Raw genomic sequence first — 15,881 nt, 5'->3', positions numbered from 1 at the left:
ACCCATTAAATGGGCAGGGGCCAAATGCGGAGCAAGGCGAACAGGGTGAGGCCAGTGTCGAGGCGCAGCGCCGACCACACCGGAGCGAGCTTGAACCTGAAAACCCCAACGCCATTGAAGCGCGGCGCCTTCGTAGGAGCCGTGCAGGCTCCCCCGACCGGGACTACGAACGCTGAATATTGCCAGAGAGCGCAGGACGATGCCAGGCACAAATTTGAAGTTCACCACATTGTTGTTCGGCCTTGCGCTGTCATTGCCGCTCGGGCTAATCTTCGCCAGTGTGTATGTTAGCCTAAAGGCCGGCCTCAGCGTCCGGGGACTCCGCGAGTTCGACCTACTGGCGTTCTGGTATGAAACCCCCTTCTATCTCGGCTATGCCAGTGCGACCTTCTACACCGGCTTGATTATTGTCGGCATGACTGCGGTGATCATCATGGTCACCCTCGCCGTACTCATGCTTCGCGCCAAACACTTCGGAACCGCAAGATGGGCGCAGTTTCGCGAAATGCGCCAAAAAGGGTTCATCAAGCCTTACCGGCGCATCACTGGTCCGATATTCGGCAAAACGACCGGCCCGCGCGGTTTTGGACAATATCTCACCAATGGCGAGCAACCGCACAGTCTGGTCGTTGCGCCCACCCGAGCCGGCAAGGGCGTTGGCGTTGTCATTCCAACGCTTCTAACCTTCGATGGCTCAGTACTTGCGCTTGACGTCAAGGGCGAACTCTTCGAACTGACGTCGAGGGCGAGGTTGAAGCGCGGCGATCGTGTCCTCAAATTCTCGCCACTCGACAGGGAGGGGCGCACTCATTGCTATAATCCAGTGCTCGACATTGTCGCTACGCCGCCGGAGCGCCGCTTTTCCGAAACCCGACGATTGGCGGTCAATCTGATTGCGCCCAAGGGTAAGGGGGCGGAAGGATTCATCGAGGGCGCACGAGACCTTTTTGTTGCCGGTGTTCTGGCCTGTATCGAGCGAGGCACACCAACCATCGGCGCTGTGTATGATTTGTTTTCGCAGCCAGGTGAGAAATACAAGCTATTCGCGCAACTCGCAGAACAAAGTAAAATCCCGGAGGTGACGCGCATATTCGATAACATGGCCGGCAACGACACCAAACTCCTCACCTCATACACCTCCGTTTTGAGCGATGGCGGGCTGAACCTTTGGGCCGACCCGCTGATCAAGAATGCCACATCGAGATCGGATTTCTCCATTGGCAACTTGCGCCGGGACCCAACGACAATATATCTGTGCGTCAGCCCCAATGACTTGGAAGTGATCGCACCTCTCGTGCGGCTATTCTTCCAGCAAACTGTAGCGATCTTGCAACGCACTCTGCCGAAAAAGGACGAGGTTTTTGAGGTCCTGTTCCTCCTCGATGAATTCAAGCATCTCGGCAGGCTCGAAGCAATTGAAACCGCAGTCACCACAATTGCAGGTTATAAAGGCCGCTTCATGTTCATCATCCAGAGCCTGTCGGCTCTGACCGGCGCCTATGAGCAGCCTGGTAAGGAAAATTTCCTCTCCAACACCGGTGTGCAGGTGTTCATGGCGACAGCCGACGACGAAACGCCCCAATACATCTCAAAAGCTATCGGTGAATATACTTTTCACCAAAAGTCGAAGTCTTTCAACCCGAGGGAATGGTTAAACCCTAATATTCATATGTCCGACCAAGGAGCACCCCTCTTGCGACCCGAGCAGGTGCGATTAATCGAGGACGACAAGCAAATTGTGCTGATTAAGGGACAGCCCCCGCTCCAGCTGGATAAGGTGAAGTATTATTGTGACCGTCACCTGAAGCGCATTTTCGACAGTCAGGCGGGTAAATTGCCCGAACCAGACCCGATCCCGCTCATCGCGGAGATGACGACTCTCCCCGTAACTGCCAAACTACCAAATCCGGCCGCCGAGACTGCGCCTGGCACTCCCCATCCGCCAGCAGTGACCGCACAAGGCAACGGCGGAATCTCTTTGCAGGATGATAGCTATGCCCGTCGTGTGGATCCCGAGGAAGCAGGCGAGTTTGCCCCAAAAGACGATCTCGATCATGTGCAACAGCGCAGCACCGAGGAGCTAAAATCCCGGCCGTTGGGGCAAAATCTGTACCAGCCTGACAACAAGATCGAAGAAACCGAAGTGCAGCCGCCGGGCATAGCCGGCTCGTCCGAAAACGGGGTGCGACGAACTTCTGAGCAGCAGTCGGGAATGGCTGCGCAGCGCCAGTTGCTGGCGCAGATCGTCGCGCTTCAAGAACGTGCCATTTCCAACAGCAACAGCGGGAAAGATCACGCCCCGACAGGTGGTGTGCCCCGCAGTAGCGAAACCGCTAGCTGAAAAGGCGCGCATTCTCGACGAATTTGTTGCCGTGAGCAGGTTCCCGCGGCGAGGCTTGGTCGAAGGCTCTGTCCAGATCAAGCGCGCTATTCCGACCTTGGCCCGAGCGGGCGTATTAGAAAACGGAGGCCTGTGGACGCGGGGTTTTCCTGACCGGTCAGCTTCTCGAAAGCTAGTTGCGATAGCTTGTCCTAGGCGTCCAATCCCAGTCCAGAAGTGTCAGCGCCCAGCCGGCTTCGGTGGCCTCCTGCCAGTGCGCAACAAGCCCGTGCAGGTGTAGACGCGCGGCACGGTTGAGGCCGTCGTGAGGATTATGACTTGTCATCGGAAGCTTCCTTGAGCTGGTCATAGAGGTCGAGACGGGCGGGCCGGACAGGACTATCCTTGTCCTGAACATGCTGAGGAAGGGCGACATGCAGCAGCGGCGGTTGACGTCGCCGTTCGCGCTGGCGCTCGAGGATCAGTTGGACAGCATTCGGATGAGGCGATGGTCCTTAAAGCGCCAGGACCTCGAGGATCCCGGCCTGCAGTTCGCGGGCTCCGTAGTGCTGGAGCAGCCGGTTCAGCCCGATGACGGCGGAATGCAGGGAATGGCCACGCCAAAGGAGGTGCGCATCCTCGATGGAGCTCAGGTCGTTGCCTGCCACGTTCGCAGCTACGACAAGGGGGCTCAGGTGGAGGATGCCACCCATATCCAGGCGCTCGTCGACGAGAAACGTGCCGCCCGGCGACACAGCGCCACCGACCGGCTCGCGGTCGCCGTGCCTGCCACTACCGCGCTTCTTCAACTCGCAGCGCAGAATGGCCAGGGGACCAGAAAGTTGGGCGGTGCTCGCATCTCTTCTTCAAACGGCCCGGCTCAATGGCCTTGATCCCTACACATGGCTGAGTGACGTTCTTGAGAAGATCGTCTCCAGGGGGTAAAAAGCCACGAGCTTGGCCAGCTTTTGGCCTGGAACTGGAAAACGCAAAGGGAGACGGAAGGCAAACCCTTGTCGAGAGCAGCGTGAAACAGCCCCGGCGCGCACCGATAATGACACTTGAAGACCTGGAGGTCTGGTTCGACACGGCCAAGCCGCCGCCGCATTGCGGGGGCGTGTCAATGTTGAACGGTTTCCTTACGGGGCTCGCCGCGGGGCCGGTCTTCCTGCTGCCCAATGACTGGATGTGGCATGTTGTCGGCGATCACGAGCGGTGGGCATTGATCGGCAACAAGACACAGGCCGTGATCGGTACCATCGTTGATCATTACAACCGGATAGCCCACCAGCTCACGAGACCTGGTGCCTATACCCCGATTTACATGCGGACGGACGACGATGAGGTCCTCGCCGGCGACTGGGCAGATGGATTCTTCGGGGCGATAAACCTGAACCATGAGCAATGGGCACCGCTGTTTGCAGAAAAAAGAACCGGCGAACCGCTCCTTGCCATCCTGATGCGCTCGACCAAGCCCGAATTGACCGACATGCTTGCATCGACCTTCACCAGGCCGCCGGAAAGTCTGCTCAAGGAAGCCTGGCGCGCGTTACCCCATGCCGTCGACGAAATCTACGCCCACTGCAAGCCCATGCGCTTCAACCCAGGGGCACCCGCAAACCAAGCACGATGACGCATCAGCATGAATATCATGCCTATGCTTGCGGTTAACCGGGTGAGGGCACGCCACAATGATTGTCGAGCCGGTCAACGCGGACCTTGCGGAGCTGCGCGGTGTCCTTGGCAAGGCGGGTTTGCCGATCGACGATCTGGACGAACCCGGCCGCACGTTCTTTCGCTTCGCCGACGAGGGCCAGACGATCGGCCTCGCCGGATTGGAGGCTTACGGCGAGAATGTTCTGCTGCGTTTGATCGTCATCGTCCCGGAGGCACGCAGCAAGAGGCTTGGCCGCCGTGCGATAGGCCTGCTGCTTGAACAGGTGCGGGCCAGCCCAAACGCAGCGATGCAATGGATCGCTGCCTTGCAAATTGGGCAGCGGAAAGGTGCAGGTGTAGACCGGCGCTTCATGGGTGAGACCGCAGGCCGAGCCGTGCAAGCCGGCGTAATCCAAATTTGCCAGTTGCTGAGGATTTCGGAGCTGCGCTTCGTTGACACTGCACCGGAAGGCCGGTCCCTTATGTCGGCGGCGGGTGCAGAGCAGCGTCGGTGCCCGGCATCGGAGCCTGCAGCGCGATCTTCGGAACCTTGCCATGAGACCCAGACATTTCGCCGGGCCGGCCTGGATGGACCACCTTCGCCTGAATCACTGCCTTACGGATCCCACTTGCGCGTCGGCCCCGTCGTTCGCTCTATTCGCCATTTCCCCGCGGCCTGAACAGGATGGAGCCGCAAAGAGCACGCTCGCCTCTGTCCCGTCGGCTGGCAATTTCGCTCGTCACTCTGGGGTACCCAAGTGTGATTGAAGGGGTAAGGAATGTTGATAATAGTTGATAAAAGCCCTATCTCAGGTATGCCGTGACCGAGGGAGATTCATATGATCAGTGCTGATCTGGGCAAACAGCTTGAAAGCTACATTCAGCAACTCGTCGAAACGGGCCGCTACGGCTCGAAAAGTGAGGTTCTGCGGGAAGGCGTGCGACTGATTCAAGATCGAGAAACGAAACTGGCGGCACTGGATGCATCAATCATGCGTGGAATAGCCGATGCTGACGCAGGGCGAACCCATGCTGCCAAGGATGTTTTCAGCGAATTGCGGGAACGCTACAAAGCCATGCTGCCGGGCTCGGCCGAATGAAAGTCCGCTTTACAAGCGAAGCCAAGGCGGATTTGCGGCAGATAGGCGACCACATCGCGAAGGACAATCCGCTCCGAGCTTTGTCATTCGTGGATGAGCTGGAACAGAAATGCCTAACGATAGCAACATCCCCAAACGCTTTCCCTTTGGTGCCTCGCTATGAACGGCATGAAATCCGCCGCCGCGTCCATGGAAACTACCTGATTTTCTACCGTGTGAATGGCGAGCAGGTTGTTATCGTCCACGTCCTGCACGGTGCGATGGACTATGCCGCCATACTATTTGAGGGCTAGACCCTGGAGAAGCGGCCGGTCTGCGAGTTGCAAGGCGAAGAACCGTCCTAATCTCGCGACTTGCATGGGGCCGATCTGCACGCATGATCGGCTGCCGGCTGGTCGCGAATTTTGCCTGGCGACGGCCGACACACTCATCCCGGGTCGCGAGATCGACGCGTACATCCTGCTTTTGTTTGTTTGTCGCGGAGACGAGGGACGGCCAAGGGCCTTGCCTTCCGACTTGGCCCAGTCGGCCCAAAGCTGATGAGGTGGAGCGGCCCTTCTCAAACGACGTATCACCCCAAGCAAGGGCTTCGGCTTCATCCAGCCTGATGGCGGCGGCCAGGGCGTGCTTGTCCACGTTTCCGCCGTCGAGCGTGCGAAGCTTTCGACCCTCGCCGATGGTCAGAAGATCAATTATGAGATCGAGCAGGATCGCCGCACCGGCAAGTCCTCGGCGGGCAATCTCAGCAATGCTGGCTGACTTCGCAGCCCCCGAAACAAGGGCTGCGCAACTCACGGATGTGCCGACGGTCGCTCGACAAGCGCACTGTACCCTGGCTCAAGCGGGTGGCCGTGGCGGATTTGCATGGGAAGGCGACGACTTCTCCCGCCTTTTCATATTCGGCGTAGCAGTAGTGGGCAGCTGCTACGCGCCGAACGACGGATCGGCGATCAATCAGCTGTGGTGTTCTTGCGGGTCCGCTTCGCAGCTCTGGCTTTTCCGCTTCCTTGGGTTTGCGGCCGAGACCCATGGTCTTGGCCAATGCCGAACGTGCGGCTGCATAGTTTGGCGCGACCATCGGATAGTCCGCCGACAGACCCCATTTGGCGCGGTATTCGTCCGGCGTCAGGCCGTAGTCGGTCGACAGGTGGCGCTTCAGCGATTTGAACTTCTTCCCGTCCTCCAGGCAGACGATGAAGTCCGGCGTGACCGATTTCTTGATCGGCACGGCAGGCTTGAGAGCTTCTGGCTTGTCCGGCGCGACGCCACCGGCCGTACCCTTCAGTGCTGCATGCACCTGCCCGATTAGGGCCGGGAGATCGCCGACCGGAACTGGATTGTTCGAGACATATGCCGAGACGACATCGGCGGTGAGTTCGATGAGGGCATCAGTTGTGTTGTTGTCGGCTTCTTCTGTCATGGAACGCTCCTTATGGCATGATCAGCAGTCGGCGAAGTTCCACCCCATAGTGATGCCCGGCTGCGAAAGCAATGATTGCCCCGGCAGTGCCATGCACGCGCTCTGGCGGCGGAGCGCTCCATGACCATCGCGCCGACAGCCTGTTGGCTGCTTTCCACAATCTCACCCTCAATGCGATGCAGGACCTGACACACGCTACCGTAGGCCCCGGCTAACGATAATCAACGACATACCGCAGTTTGTCGCGCCTACCATCATGGGTTGAATAGCCCCTTGCCAGTCACAATCAAAACGGTATCCTCGGCAAGCGCGGCACCAGGCTGTCGTGGACCACACGCTATATCACTAACTCGGAAAGACATGACTTGGTCATGAACCCGGAAATCAAAGAACAAGTCCCTGGTCGGACAGCCTCACGGCTTACGGCAAAGAGCATTTCATGATCTACATGAGGCTCCTGGACGCATCCGCCGATGAGGCCAGCGTAGTGTTGATGGCACAGGTGATCTTTGGCATCGATCCGCTACGCGAGCCGGAACGCGCCCGAAATGTGGTGCGAAGCCACCTCGACCGGGCGAACTGGATAATCACCACCGGGTACAAAGAATTGTTCGCCGGCGCGCCAGGGGGATATTCTGCAACTTTACTCGACAAGTAAGTCTCCGAGAGCTGGCGCGGCTCTCAAGCAGGCATCCGCGACAGCGGAACGACGTGTAGCAACCCTGCCAAAGGATGAGACGCAGCAGGTCTCTGAAGACAGCCGAAATTCGCAAGGGAACTGGAGTCGTTACCGGCTACGCGACGCGCGATGTCTCTTCGAAATACCTGCCGATGATGGCGGCGACACTCTCGGAGGTAACCGGCGGGCTGAACAGGAAGCCTTGCAACTCGCCGCATTTTTCGGCGCGCAATGCCTCCAGCTGTGCGACCGTCTCCACCCCTTCGGCCGTGGTATCGATGCCGAGGCTGGCGCCGAGGCCGATGACGGCGCGGACGATGGCGAGCGACTCTGGACACCGGCCGATCTCGCGGACGAATGACCGGTCGATCTTGAGGCGGTTGAACGGAAACTGCCTGAGGTAGCTCAGGCTGGAGTAGCCGGTGCCAAAATCGTCGAGTGCAATGCGCACGCCGAGCGAGCGAAGCTGCTTGAGAATGGCGAGGTTGGTGCTGCTGGCCGACAGCAGCACCGACTCGGTGATCTCGATCTCCAATTGGTGGGGCTCCAGCCCGCTGCCGGCCAGGGCCAGTCCGACCGCTCCGACGAGGTCGCCTTTGCGGAACTGTACCGGCGAGACGTTGACGGACAGCACCAGCTCGCGCGGCCAGGTTGCCGCCTCCCGGCAAGCCACCGCAAGCACCCAGCGGCCGAGCTCGTCGAGGATGCCGGTTTCCTCGGCGATCGGGATGAAATCCGCGGGCGACACCATGCCGCGGCGCGGATTGTGCCAGCGCAGCAGGGCCTCGAACCCGCGGAGCTTTCCGGTTTGCGTCCGGATGATTGGCTGGTAATGCAACTCGAACTCGCGGTCGATTTCGGCGCCGCGCAGCTCTATCTCCAGCGCACGCCGCTCGCGCTGGCGCATATCCATCCCGGCTTCGAACCAGCGGAAGGTACCCTTGTCCGATTGCTTCGCCCGGTACAGGGCGAGATCGGCGCATTTCAGTAGGCTGTCGATGTCGGTGGCGTCGTCCGGTACCAGCGCTGCGCCGATACTCGCGCCGATCACTATCTCGGCGCCGTCGACCTTCCGGATGGTGGTGAGATCGCGGATAATGCGCTGGCCGAGCTCCTCGACGTCGGAGCGGCATTCGACCGCCGGCACCAGGATCGCGAATTCGTCGCCGCCCAGCCTGGCCACAACGTCGGTCTTGCGCACCAGTTCTCTTAGCCGGGCGCTCACCTCTATGAGGAGTGCGTCGCCTGCCGCGTGTCCGAGAGTGTCGTTGACCGTCTTGAAATTGTCGAGGTCGATCAGCACCACGCCGAACCCCCGTCCGTTCTGCTCGAGGCCGTCGGCCGCCCGCTCCAGCTCGCGCGTGAAGACTGTTCGATTGACCACTCCCGTCAGCGGATCATGATGAGCGAGGTAAGTGATATGGGCTTCGGCGCGCTTGCGCTCGGTGATGTCGACGATTGTCGATAGTATTGCCACCTGGTGGTCTACGAGGGTTTCGCTTGTGTACTCGATCACATCGAGCTCGCGGCCGTCGGCGGTGCGGTGCCGGAGCACCAGCTCGCGACCGTCCCTCTCGCGGTTGGTGGGGCAATCGACGCGGATTTCGGCAAGGCTGCGGTCCAGGAATTCGCCGCGACTGTAGCCATAGAGGCGCAACGCCGCTTCGTTGACGTTGAGAAAGATGCCGGTCGACTGGCTGCGCACGAACATCGGCACCGGATTATCGTCGAAAAGAGAGCGGAACAGGGTCTCGCGCGCCTTCAGGTCGCGAATGTCGGTCAGCGTGACCGCCAGCACGCCGCCGGCGATGTCAACGCCGACCTGCAGAGCGATCCTCTGCTGTCCCAGCCGATAGGCGAGCTCGAAGCTCGATATGCGCCCGCCGGAACCCGCGCGCAGTAGCTCCTGTGGTATCTCGCTTATGCCGACCTTGGTCAGCGCGTCCGAGAGCCGGGTGAACTGGAGGCTGTCGATGGTCGATCCAAGAAAGCCCGCCGCGGCCTCGTTGATGCTCAGTATGTGGAAGTCAGACGTTGCGCCCTGCCCATGATCGATCGGACTTAGCGCGATGACGCCTTCCTGCGTGGAGTTGATGAGCAGACTGGCAAGGTCGACCTGGCTGGCGCGCGGGCGAAGGAATAGAACAAAGTATTCGCCAGGCCAGCGGCACGACAACGGCAGCGCGACGATCTCGATCGTGGAAACCTTGCCGTCAAGGACCCAGTGGCAAACTGTGAGCCGCGGCTCGCCTGCTGAGCAGGCCTTATCGATGGCGGAGCCGATCGCCAGATTGAAGGCATATGGCAGTTCCGCGAGGCTGCGCGCGGACTCCGCAATGCCGACGATCGCGAGGAAGCGCTGGCCGCAGCGCAACAGGGAAGGTGGCTCGTCGCCCAAGCGACGAACGACAGCGATCTCATCCGAGAAGCGGCCGACGCTGCCCAACGCGATCTCCTCATAAGGCGGCAGCGCGGCTGCGCCGCAGGCGGATTGCCAGCGGCGCAGGATGAGCCTCACGTCGTCGAACTCCGTTTGGGCCGCTACGCTCTGCCCTGCAGCGTCGACCGTGCCGCGGCCCGTATGATCCACCCCGACCATCGAGTGTGTACCCTTCTGCGGGGAAACGTTTCTGAGAGCCGCAATCATGGTCGCATCTCGCCGGTTCCGCTGCGGGTCCAATCGGGTCGAGGGAGAAAAGCCTCGGCCAGCTAATAAGCAATCTGACGGTAGCGCAGCTCCGGTCGGCCGGAGCATCCGGCATTCTAGGCAAGCCGGTAGATCTGAGGGTCTGCCGCGGCGCGGACGCGCGCCTTGTCTGATCCCGTGCCCCAACTCGTCACAGAACCTATGGCGAGGACCCTTAACGTTCGACTAAACGAAGCGTCATGATCCTGTTACATCGAGTGCCGCGCAGGGGCAATGGTTCGTCGGCCTGCTCGTCGACATCACGCACTGGGACGCCACCGAAAGCCCGCCCCAATCTCGCTCGCAATCTGAGGGCCCGCATGTTTGTGAGGCCTGCTAACCTCTCCGAACTGGACGACGCCAGCCTCGAGATCCATTGCTTCTTTTCATCGCTTCTCTTGTGGGATCGGGACGATGGCTAGGGCTGCGAAGGGCACCTCTTCAAGGGCGCCCTTCGCATCGGCCGGCACGCTTCGGTCCAGGGGGCGAAGGACCGAGCCGCCGCCGATCTGCTTTTTTGTATCCCATTAGCCAGCGCAGGCTGGGTGGGGAAGGCACAGCGCACGCAGTCGTATGCTGCGGGCGCTGTGGTTCAAAGGTCGATCGCTAGAACGAGCGCTGGAAGCGGAGGATGCCGCCGATGCTGTTTCGCTTGTCGGCACCGGTCCAGTTGGTGACGGTGTCTTCCCCGACATGCAGATAGTCGACTTCGGCCGTGACCTTGAGGCCCTTGACGACTTCGTAGGCAATGTTCGCAGCAACGCCGAAGTTCTTGCCTTCGTCATAGGAGAGCTGAGCGTTGAACGAGGTCTTCTCGTTGAACTTGTAGGTGCCACCACCCCAGACAGCCCAGTTGCCGCTCCACTGCTTGTAGAAGCCGCGATCATGGGCATTGACGGCGTTGCCAATGTGGAAGGGGACAAGTGTCGTGTCGTTGCTGAGGTTGTCGTCCGTGCCATAGCCGCCCATCACGAACAGCGACAGTTCGCTGGTAGCGTTGACGTCCAAGCGGACCTTGCCGGCCACTTCTTCGTAGTTGCTGTCGTAAGCCACGACGCCGGTGATGGCGCCCCAGCCCTGCGTGTACTTCACGCCACCGACGACATGCGGAACATAGCTGTCGATCGTGCCCACCACGCCGGAGCCTTCTTCGAGCGAAGCGACGGCCGAGAAGCCGTTGCCGGCGTCGAAATAGTACTGCACGACGTTGGTGTCGAAGCCGCCATAGGGAACCAGCGTATCCTGGATGACATTGCCTGCGTAGCCGATGAACGTATCGAAGGCCGATTCGTCCTTACCGACGCGCAGACCACCAAGCTGGATCCAGGCGAAGTTCAGCGAGGGGCCCTTGAAGTGGGCGACATTGTCGGCTTCGAAAGCGTTGTCGTTGCCGAAGTTAAAGCGAGTCTCGGTGTAGGTCTTCAAGGTGCCGAGTTCGGTTTCCTGGCCGGTCCAGGTCTTCAGGTTGAAGCGGGCGTTCTTTTTCCAGGTGCCCTGCACATCGCCGTTCATCCGGTCCCTGGTTTTCGCGCCGTCGAACGAGCCCAGGTCGCCGCCTGCGATGTCGTAACGGACGTAGCCGCCGATGCGCAGGCAGGTTTCGGTGCCAGGAATGTAGAAGTAGCCGGCCCCATAGACGTCGCAGATCTTGACGTATTCAGCGGGCTCCGGCTCGGCGACGGTCACCGCATCGGCGGCGCGGGCACCGGAAACTGCGATCAGGGCCGCAGCTGAGCCGAGAAGAAGGCTCTTGATGTTCATTTTTCTGATCTCCAGACAAAAGTTAAAACGGGTTTGATATCTTTGCTGAAGGGCAGCGTTGCTACCCCATCCCCAACTATTGAAAAAGAAGCGCACCGCGCCGCCCTTTCGCCCCCGACATGTCCTAACCTGCGGCGGCGTTCAACAGAGATTGTCTCCGAAAACGGGTCTCTTCGACTCTTCTTGAAGTATTGTTGCGCAAATATCACGTTATCTACATGAAAAACGGCACATATTAAACAACTGGCACGAGTGAAACACGAAGTTAGATTTGAGCTATATAACGACTAAACCGATTTAGAGGATTTTATGAAGAATATCATGTTGGGGCGGAAAAGAGATTCGCACTCTGCCTGCCCCACCTTTCGGGAAATCCGAGGCATTGCCGCCATCCGACTGACCGGCGCTAAGAGAGCGCCTGTCTGTTCAGAGCCGCCTGTCCGAAGCTCGGGATTGTGCGGCGTTGGCGCCGCCGATCGCCGACACGCCCCCTATCGGTCATCATACCGGCAGAAGCGCTCACGCAGGATGGGATCGTACCGGCTTACACCATGCGAAGGCTGAAGGTGCCGTGGAACAGTACGTTGAACTTCCTGTTCTTGCGTGTGCCGGAAGCTGGAGCCGACGACATAGGCCCGGTGAAGAAGCTCAAGTCGATGAAAACTTGCGAGCAGCCGACACGACGTCACACACCATGTCCTGCTTGAGCCCCTCAATCGGAACGCGCCCGTGGAGTAGCGGCGAAGGGCGGGTCAGCCAAAACCACGCCAGCCGTGGATTCCCGATTGCCGACATCACTTCGCTAATCCCCGATGCCGGTCTGCCGTCGACGAACTGGGCGAGCGGGAAGACATGTTTGCGGCCGCCCTTGCGCAAGGCAATAACCTCATTGCGCCTTTGCCAACGATGCAGCGTCGAGCGCGGTATGCGGAAATGCTCTTCCAGATAGGTCGATCCGGCGACTTCGCCCGCCCAGTCCTCAATCAGCACCGATTGCAGATCGTTTGTCCGCTTCGCTGATGCGAGTGCTGGGGTTGCCGTCATCGGGCCATCATCCGCGCGATTGGCACCGGCGGGGCCGCAGCGTGTGAACTCCCCGAATCTCCGGAAGAATTCCGGGGCGAACGCAGCGCATTCGCCCTTGAAAGAGCCGATCGCGAGTCGCTGTGCCTGTGGAAGGAAGGGGACGGCGGCGGCGAGGCCGCCGGCGATGGCGCTGGCTGAAATCAGAGTTTGTGTGTCGAGAACAATGCCGTGCTGGATCAGGGCCTGTTGCACGGATTCCGCCACCAGGTCTGCCAAGGCACCCTGCGAGATCCCCTCTGTTCGTTTCTGAAACCTGGTCATGTAACTGTCTTGCGCGCCCCTCGCTCCCGTCACTGGCTGCGGCCGAGATTTGAACGGCTACAGCGGGAAGCGAAAATGGCAGCAGCAGATGCAGCGACCCCACAGGTTGCTGTATTGCATTTTGACATCCCCAACTGACTGTCAAGGCGTCCCGATATGTCAGTCACAGGACGCATCGGTTTCCGTTTAGGTGCGAATTGTGACGGCTGCGCGACAGAGGCGGCCGAAAGAACCTTCGTTCGAAGGAACGACCAAGGTTACCAAAAAAAAGGGCCACATCAGCGGCCCATTTTTACGTCACGATGTTGATTTACGTTCTATTTTTCTCCCTGCGCCAGAGCAATGAGAAAAATCGACCTCTCTTATGACTTTCCGTTTTCTGATGAGGTGCGCCAATCGTGAGCGGCGATGATGCTATCGCGGTGATCCTTTGCTCGGGCACAAAGCTCCCGCCTGGTCCTATCCATGCCTCAGACCTTCGCCTTGCGCTTCGAAGAAGACTTTTTGACTGGAGCCGCCTTTCTCCCCAAGCCTAGCGATTTCGCGAGCGCTGATCGGGTTGCCGAGTAATTCGGGGCGACCATGGGATAATCTTTTGCCAATCCCCATTTCGTCCGGTATTCGTCGGGCGTCATCCCGTGTCTGACTGCAAGGTGGCGCTTAAGTGACTTGTATTTCTGACCGTCTTCCAGGCTGATGATATAATCCGGGTAAATCGACTTTTTGGGATTAACTGCGGGCTTTAGGCTGGGCGCCTCAGGCGGAGTTGCATTTCCAATATTAGACAATGCCGAATTCACACTAGCGATCAAATCCGGCAATCCAGATGCCGGCACCGGGTTCTTCTGGACATAAGCGGAAACGATATCAGCAGTAAGTTCGATGAGATTATTGCCTGATTCCAGGGACATCTTTGTTCTCCTCAATTCCCCCGGGATTCCCATACCCGTCAAATCCGGAATGTGCAATATGCGAATATTCTGGCTAAGAGCTGTAGACGCGCAATTTCGCAGCGTTCGCGACTTTCTACTGAGGATGGCTCACGTCGTGGTCCACGTCGCACGGTTGAGAGTGCAAAGAATCCTGTTTCCGTTACTTGGCTGGAAAGGGCTCAGGCAGGGTCGAACACTTAACCGTAGTGCCAATGTGGCTTAGGCTCTGTACCCAAGAACATAACTCCGAGCTTGTCCCCTCGGCGCCACTGGACCACCGTTTTATAACCTACCCCATCAGTCGGGATGTAGAGAAGGAATTCGTTTGGAACGCGCGCATCAATTGACACTTGCAGCTCCGCGCCTTGCGAATGCATGTTGCGAACGGTGCACTTGACTTCAGAATTTGAAATGCCTGTGAGAATGGACGCTCCTTTGAGAACGCGCCGACGCCGCTGCTCCCTGGATTCTTTTCCCCCGTTCATAGAACACCCATCAAGGTAAGATCGGCTCGCGCTGTGCAACAGCCAGCTTGCGCTGCCGGAGGTCACGCCGCAAAAACCCGGTAACATTACTGTTGTCGGGTAGCAATAACCGAAACAGAGCCATGTATTACAGTTGCATTGTGAGTTGCACTACTCGCTTCCTCGTTGCGTGCGCGGAGTGAAAAGGATTATTAGCGCCGATTGAGCTGCAATCTCATCTCCCCACGGGATGGCGAACGTTTCTTGACGGCCTTGCGTCGTGCCCCAATCGCGATTTTAAGTCTGCAGCCATGCCTGCAGCATGGTGTAGCAGACTGCATGAGCTTCTCATTCCCGGCCGCACCTCCTTCGAACTGGATGGGGCGGCAGGTATGCATCTCACGACGGCCAGGACCGGGAGGAGGCGGCCTGATCGACGTGCAGTTCCAAGGCTACACGTGGCAGCTGCTCCATGGCGAAACCTTCATTTCCTGGGCTGGTTGTCGTCTGATGTGGCGCTCTAGCGTTTGGGTTGACGTTCTTCCCTTGTCTGTCGGCCAACGGCCTTTCCTGTTGCTGTCTTGCCCGGAGCTGATGACGTTTCTTTTATCCGGCCCAGCCGTCTTGTCCGATTCCTGCCCGCTCCATTCGCTGCGCTCCCGTGTTGGGGACAAGCCGGCTCTACGCGCCGTCTCCTTTGGAACCGTCCTCCGGGACAGAAACCAGCAACCAAAGGAAAAGACCATGACCAACAGACGTAACTCCGAAACGAAACCCGAGCCGAAATCGCCGCTCTACCACGCCTACACCGTGCGCGACGGCAAGGAAGGCCAGAAGGGCTTCTGGACCCGCATCGGCTCCTTCTTCGCCCATGACGACGGCGAGGGCGGCACGCTCCTCCTCGAGGCCTTGCCCATCGACGGCCGCGTTGTTCTCCGTGCACCGAAGTCCGACGAGTAGGAGGGGGCCATGCAGATCCTGACCCAGAGTCTGCGGGAAAAGCTGCTGGCGAATGGCCGCCAGCAGCAGCCCCTTCGCGGGACCGCACACGAAATCGACTTCGTCCCGGTCGTCAAGCTGTTCACCCCGGAGCCGGCGCGACCTGGCTCCTGACCGAAATCGACCCGGATGACCGGGATATCGCATTTGGCCTCTGTGATCTCGGGCTTGGTTGTCCGGAAATCGGCAACGTAAGCCTCTCCGAGCTGTCCGCGCTGCGCGGGCAACTGGGCCTGCCGATTGAGCGTGACCTGTATTTCAGCCCCGACAAGCCGCTGTCGGCATACGCCGATCAGGCTAGGCAGCTCGGTCGCATCAAGACCTGACCATCTCGTCGAAGCGGCGCCACCCCAAAGGGTGGCGCTTTCTTCGTCGCCCGCAAGTCCAGTGAGCCGTCAGATCGTGTCCCAGCCTTGGTCGCGAGCATTGCCGTCAAGTCAGAAACCAAAGGTTGAAAATGGTGCTGTTGACGATACTCTGACGCGTAGGCGGGCCTAGCTCAAGACTCAAAGCGAGA

12 protein-coding genes and 4 pseudogenes are annotated in these 15,881 nt (G+C 59.3%); 10 read left to right on the top strand and 6 right to left on the bottom strand.

Annotation, left to right across the window (positions count from 1 at the left end):
* The first annotated feature begins 199 nt into the window (after window positions 1-199).
* The 4 genes and pseudogenes from virD4 (at window position 200) to ACWGS9_RS28260 (ending at window position 3,953) form a co-directional block, all read left to right on the top strand.
* A complete protein-coding gene (gene virD4 / locus ACWGS9_RS28275; protein WP_454508330.1) occupies window positions 200-2,341 on the top strand; it encodes a type IV secretion system ATPase VirD4 in 2,142 nt (713 codons plus the stop codon).
* A gap of 413 nt (window positions 2,342-2,754) precedes the next feature.
* Window positions 2,755-3,213: a hypothetical protein gene (locus tag ACWGS9_RS28270; protein WP_454508336.1), complete on the top strand. Its 459-nt coding sequence runs from the start codon at window positions 2,755-2,757 to the stop codon at window positions 3,211-3,213.
* A pseudogene (locus ACWGS9_RS28265) lies at window positions 3,152-3,351 on the top strand (transposase domain-containing protein); the annotation flags it as partial. The gene ACWGS9_RS28270 and the pseudogene ACWGS9_RS28265, both read left to right, overlap by 62 nt.
* Entirely contained in the window at window positions 3,348-3,953 is a 606-nt protein-coding gene (locus ACWGS9_RS28260) for a UPF0149 family protein (protein ID WP_454508329.1), read from the top strand. The pseudogene ACWGS9_RS28265 and the gene ACWGS9_RS28260, both read left to right, overlap by 4 nt.
* A 34-nt stretch (window positions 3,954-3,987) precedes the next feature.
* Here the strand turns inward: ACWGS9_RS28260 and ACWGS9_RS28255 are convergent, their stop codons facing one another.
* Window positions 3,988-4,392: a hypothetical protein gene (locus ACWGS9_RS28255; RefSeq protein ID WP_454508328.1), complete on the bottom strand. Its 405-nt coding sequence runs from the start codon at window positions 4,390-4,392 to the stop codon at window positions 3,988-3,990.
* Window positions 4,393-4,815: 423 nt separating this feature from the next.
* Here ACWGS9_RS28255 and ACWGS9_RS28250 point away from each other — a divergent pair, with 423 nt between their 5' ends.
* From ACWGS9_RS28250 to ACWGS9_RS28240, 3 genes are all read left to right on the top strand, one after another.
* Window positions 4,816-5,076: a type II toxin-antitoxin system ParD family antitoxin gene (locus ACWGS9_RS28250; RefSeq protein ID WP_454508327.1), complete on the top strand. Its 261-nt coding sequence runs from the start codon at window positions 4,816-4,818 to the stop codon at window positions 5,074-5,076.
* On the top strand, window positions 5,073-5,369 hold the full coding sequence (locus tag ACWGS9_RS28245; RefSeq protein WP_454508326.1) for a type II toxin-antitoxin system RelE/ParE family toxin: 297 nt from the start codon (window positions 5,073-5,075) through the stop codon (window positions 5,367-5,369). Before ACWGS9_RS28250 ends, ACWGS9_RS28245 begins: the two co-directional genes overlap by 4 nt.
* Before the next feature lie 277 nt (window positions 5,370-5,646).
* Window positions 5,647-5,835: a cold-shock protein gene (locus ACWGS9_RS28240; RefSeq protein ID WP_454508335.1), complete on the top strand. Its 189-nt coding sequence runs from the start codon at window positions 5,647-5,649 to the stop codon at window positions 5,833-5,835.
* A gap of 191 nt (window positions 5,836-6,026) precedes the next feature.
* Here the strand turns inward: ACWGS9_RS28240 and ACWGS9_RS28235 are convergent.
* Window positions 6,027-6,496 (bottom strand): annotated as a pseudogene (locus tag ACWGS9_RS28235) (Ros/MucR family transcriptional regulator).
* Window positions 6,497-6,893: 397 nt separating this feature from the next.
* Here ACWGS9_RS28235 and ACWGS9_RS28230 point away from each other — a divergent pair.
* Window positions 6,894-7,154: pseudogene (locus ACWGS9_RS28230) on the top strand (hypothetical protein); the annotation flags it as partial.
* A 136-nt stretch (window positions 7,155-7,290) separates the two neighbouring features.
* Here ACWGS9_RS28230 and ACWGS9_RS28225 read toward each other — a convergent pair.
* From ACWGS9_RS28225 to ACWGS9_RS28210, 4 genes are all read right to left on the bottom strand, one after another.
* Entirely contained in the window at window positions 7,291-9,822 is a 2,532-nt protein-coding gene (locus tag ACWGS9_RS28225; protein WP_454508325.1) for a putative bifunctional diguanylate cyclase/phosphodiesterase, read from the bottom strand.
* A gap of 645 nt (window positions 9,823-10,467) precedes the next feature.
* The gene (locus ACWGS9_RS28220) at window positions 10,468-11,622 is read right to left on the bottom strand and encodes a porin (protein WP_454508324.1); all 1,155 of its coding nucleotides are present in this window, start codon (window positions 11,620-11,622) and stop codon (window positions 10,468-10,470) included.
* Between the two features lie 648 nt (window positions 11,623-12,270).
* Window positions 12,271-12,969, bottom strand: a complete 699-nt coding sequence (locus ACWGS9_RS28215; RefSeq protein ID WP_454508323.1) for an antitoxin Xre/MbcA/ParS-like domain-containing protein — start codon at window positions 12,967-12,969, stop codon at window positions 12,271-12,273.
* Between the two features lie 470 nt (window positions 12,970-13,439).
* Complete coding sequence (locus ACWGS9_RS28210; protein ID WP_454508322.1) at window positions 13,440-13,880, bottom strand: Ros/MucR family transcriptional regulator; 441 nt, start codon at window positions 13,878-13,880, stop codon at window positions 13,440-13,442.
* A gap of 1,229 nt (window positions 13,881-15,109) precedes the next feature.
* Here ACWGS9_RS28210 and ACWGS9_RS28205 point away from each other — a divergent pair.
* Window positions 15,110-15,325, top strand: a complete 216-nt coding sequence (locus ACWGS9_RS28205) for a hypothetical protein (protein WP_135905211.1) — start codon at window positions 15,110-15,112, stop codon at window positions 15,323-15,325.
* A gap of 9 nt (window positions 15,326-15,334) precedes the next feature.
* A pseudogene (locus tag ACWGS9_RS28200) lies at window positions 15,335-15,690 on the top strand (DUF2958 domain-containing protein).
* The last annotated feature ends 191 nt before the right edge of the window (window positions 15,691-15,881 follow it).

The sequence above is a fragment of the Mesorhizobium sp. Arg314 genome (genome assembly GCF_053714275.1).
Note: the sequence above shows the minus strand (reverse complement) of the source record. Positions and strands in the feature narration are given on the sequence as shown.

What these genes read in the sequence shown, in the direction of transcription:
- virD4 (WP_454508330.1), top strand. Translation starts at nt 200, where the DNA reads ATGCCAGGCACAAATTTGAAGTTCACCACATTGTTGTTCGGCCTTGCG.
- ACWGS9_RS28270 (WP_454508336.1), top strand. Translation starts at nt 2,755, where the DNA reads ATGCAGCAGCGGCGGTTGACGTCGCCGTTCGCGCTGGCGCTCGAGGAT.
- ACWGS9_RS28250 (WP_454508327.1), top strand. Translation starts at nt 4,816, where the DNA reads ATGATCAGTGCTGATCTGGGCAAACAGCTTGAAAGCTACATTCAGCAA.
- ACWGS9_RS28245 (WP_454508326.1), top strand. Translation starts at nt 5,073, where the DNA reads ATGAAAGTCCGCTTTACAAGCGAAGCCAAGGCGGATTTGCGGCAGATA.
- ACWGS9_RS28225 (WP_454508325.1), bottom strand. Translation starts at nt 9,822, where the DNA reads ATGATTGCGGCTCTCAGAAACGTTTCCCCGCAGAAGGGTACACACTCG.
- ACWGS9_RS28220 (WP_454508324.1), bottom strand. Translation starts at nt 11,622, where the DNA reads ATGAACATCAAGAGCCTTCTTCTCGGCTCAGCTGCGGCCCTGATCGCA.
- ACWGS9_RS28215 (WP_454508323.1), bottom strand. Translation starts at nt 12,969, where the DNA reads ATGACCAGGTTTCAGAAACGAACAGAGGGGATCTCGCAGGGTGCCTTG.
- ACWGS9_RS28210 (WP_454508322.1), bottom strand. Translation starts at nt 13,880, where the DNA reads ATGTCCCTGGAATCAGGCAATAATCTCATCGAACTTACTGCTGATATC.
- ACWGS9_RS28205 (WP_135905211.1), top strand. Translation starts at nt 15,110, where the DNA reads ATGACCAACAGACGTAACTCCGAAACGAAACCCGAGCCGAAATCGCCG.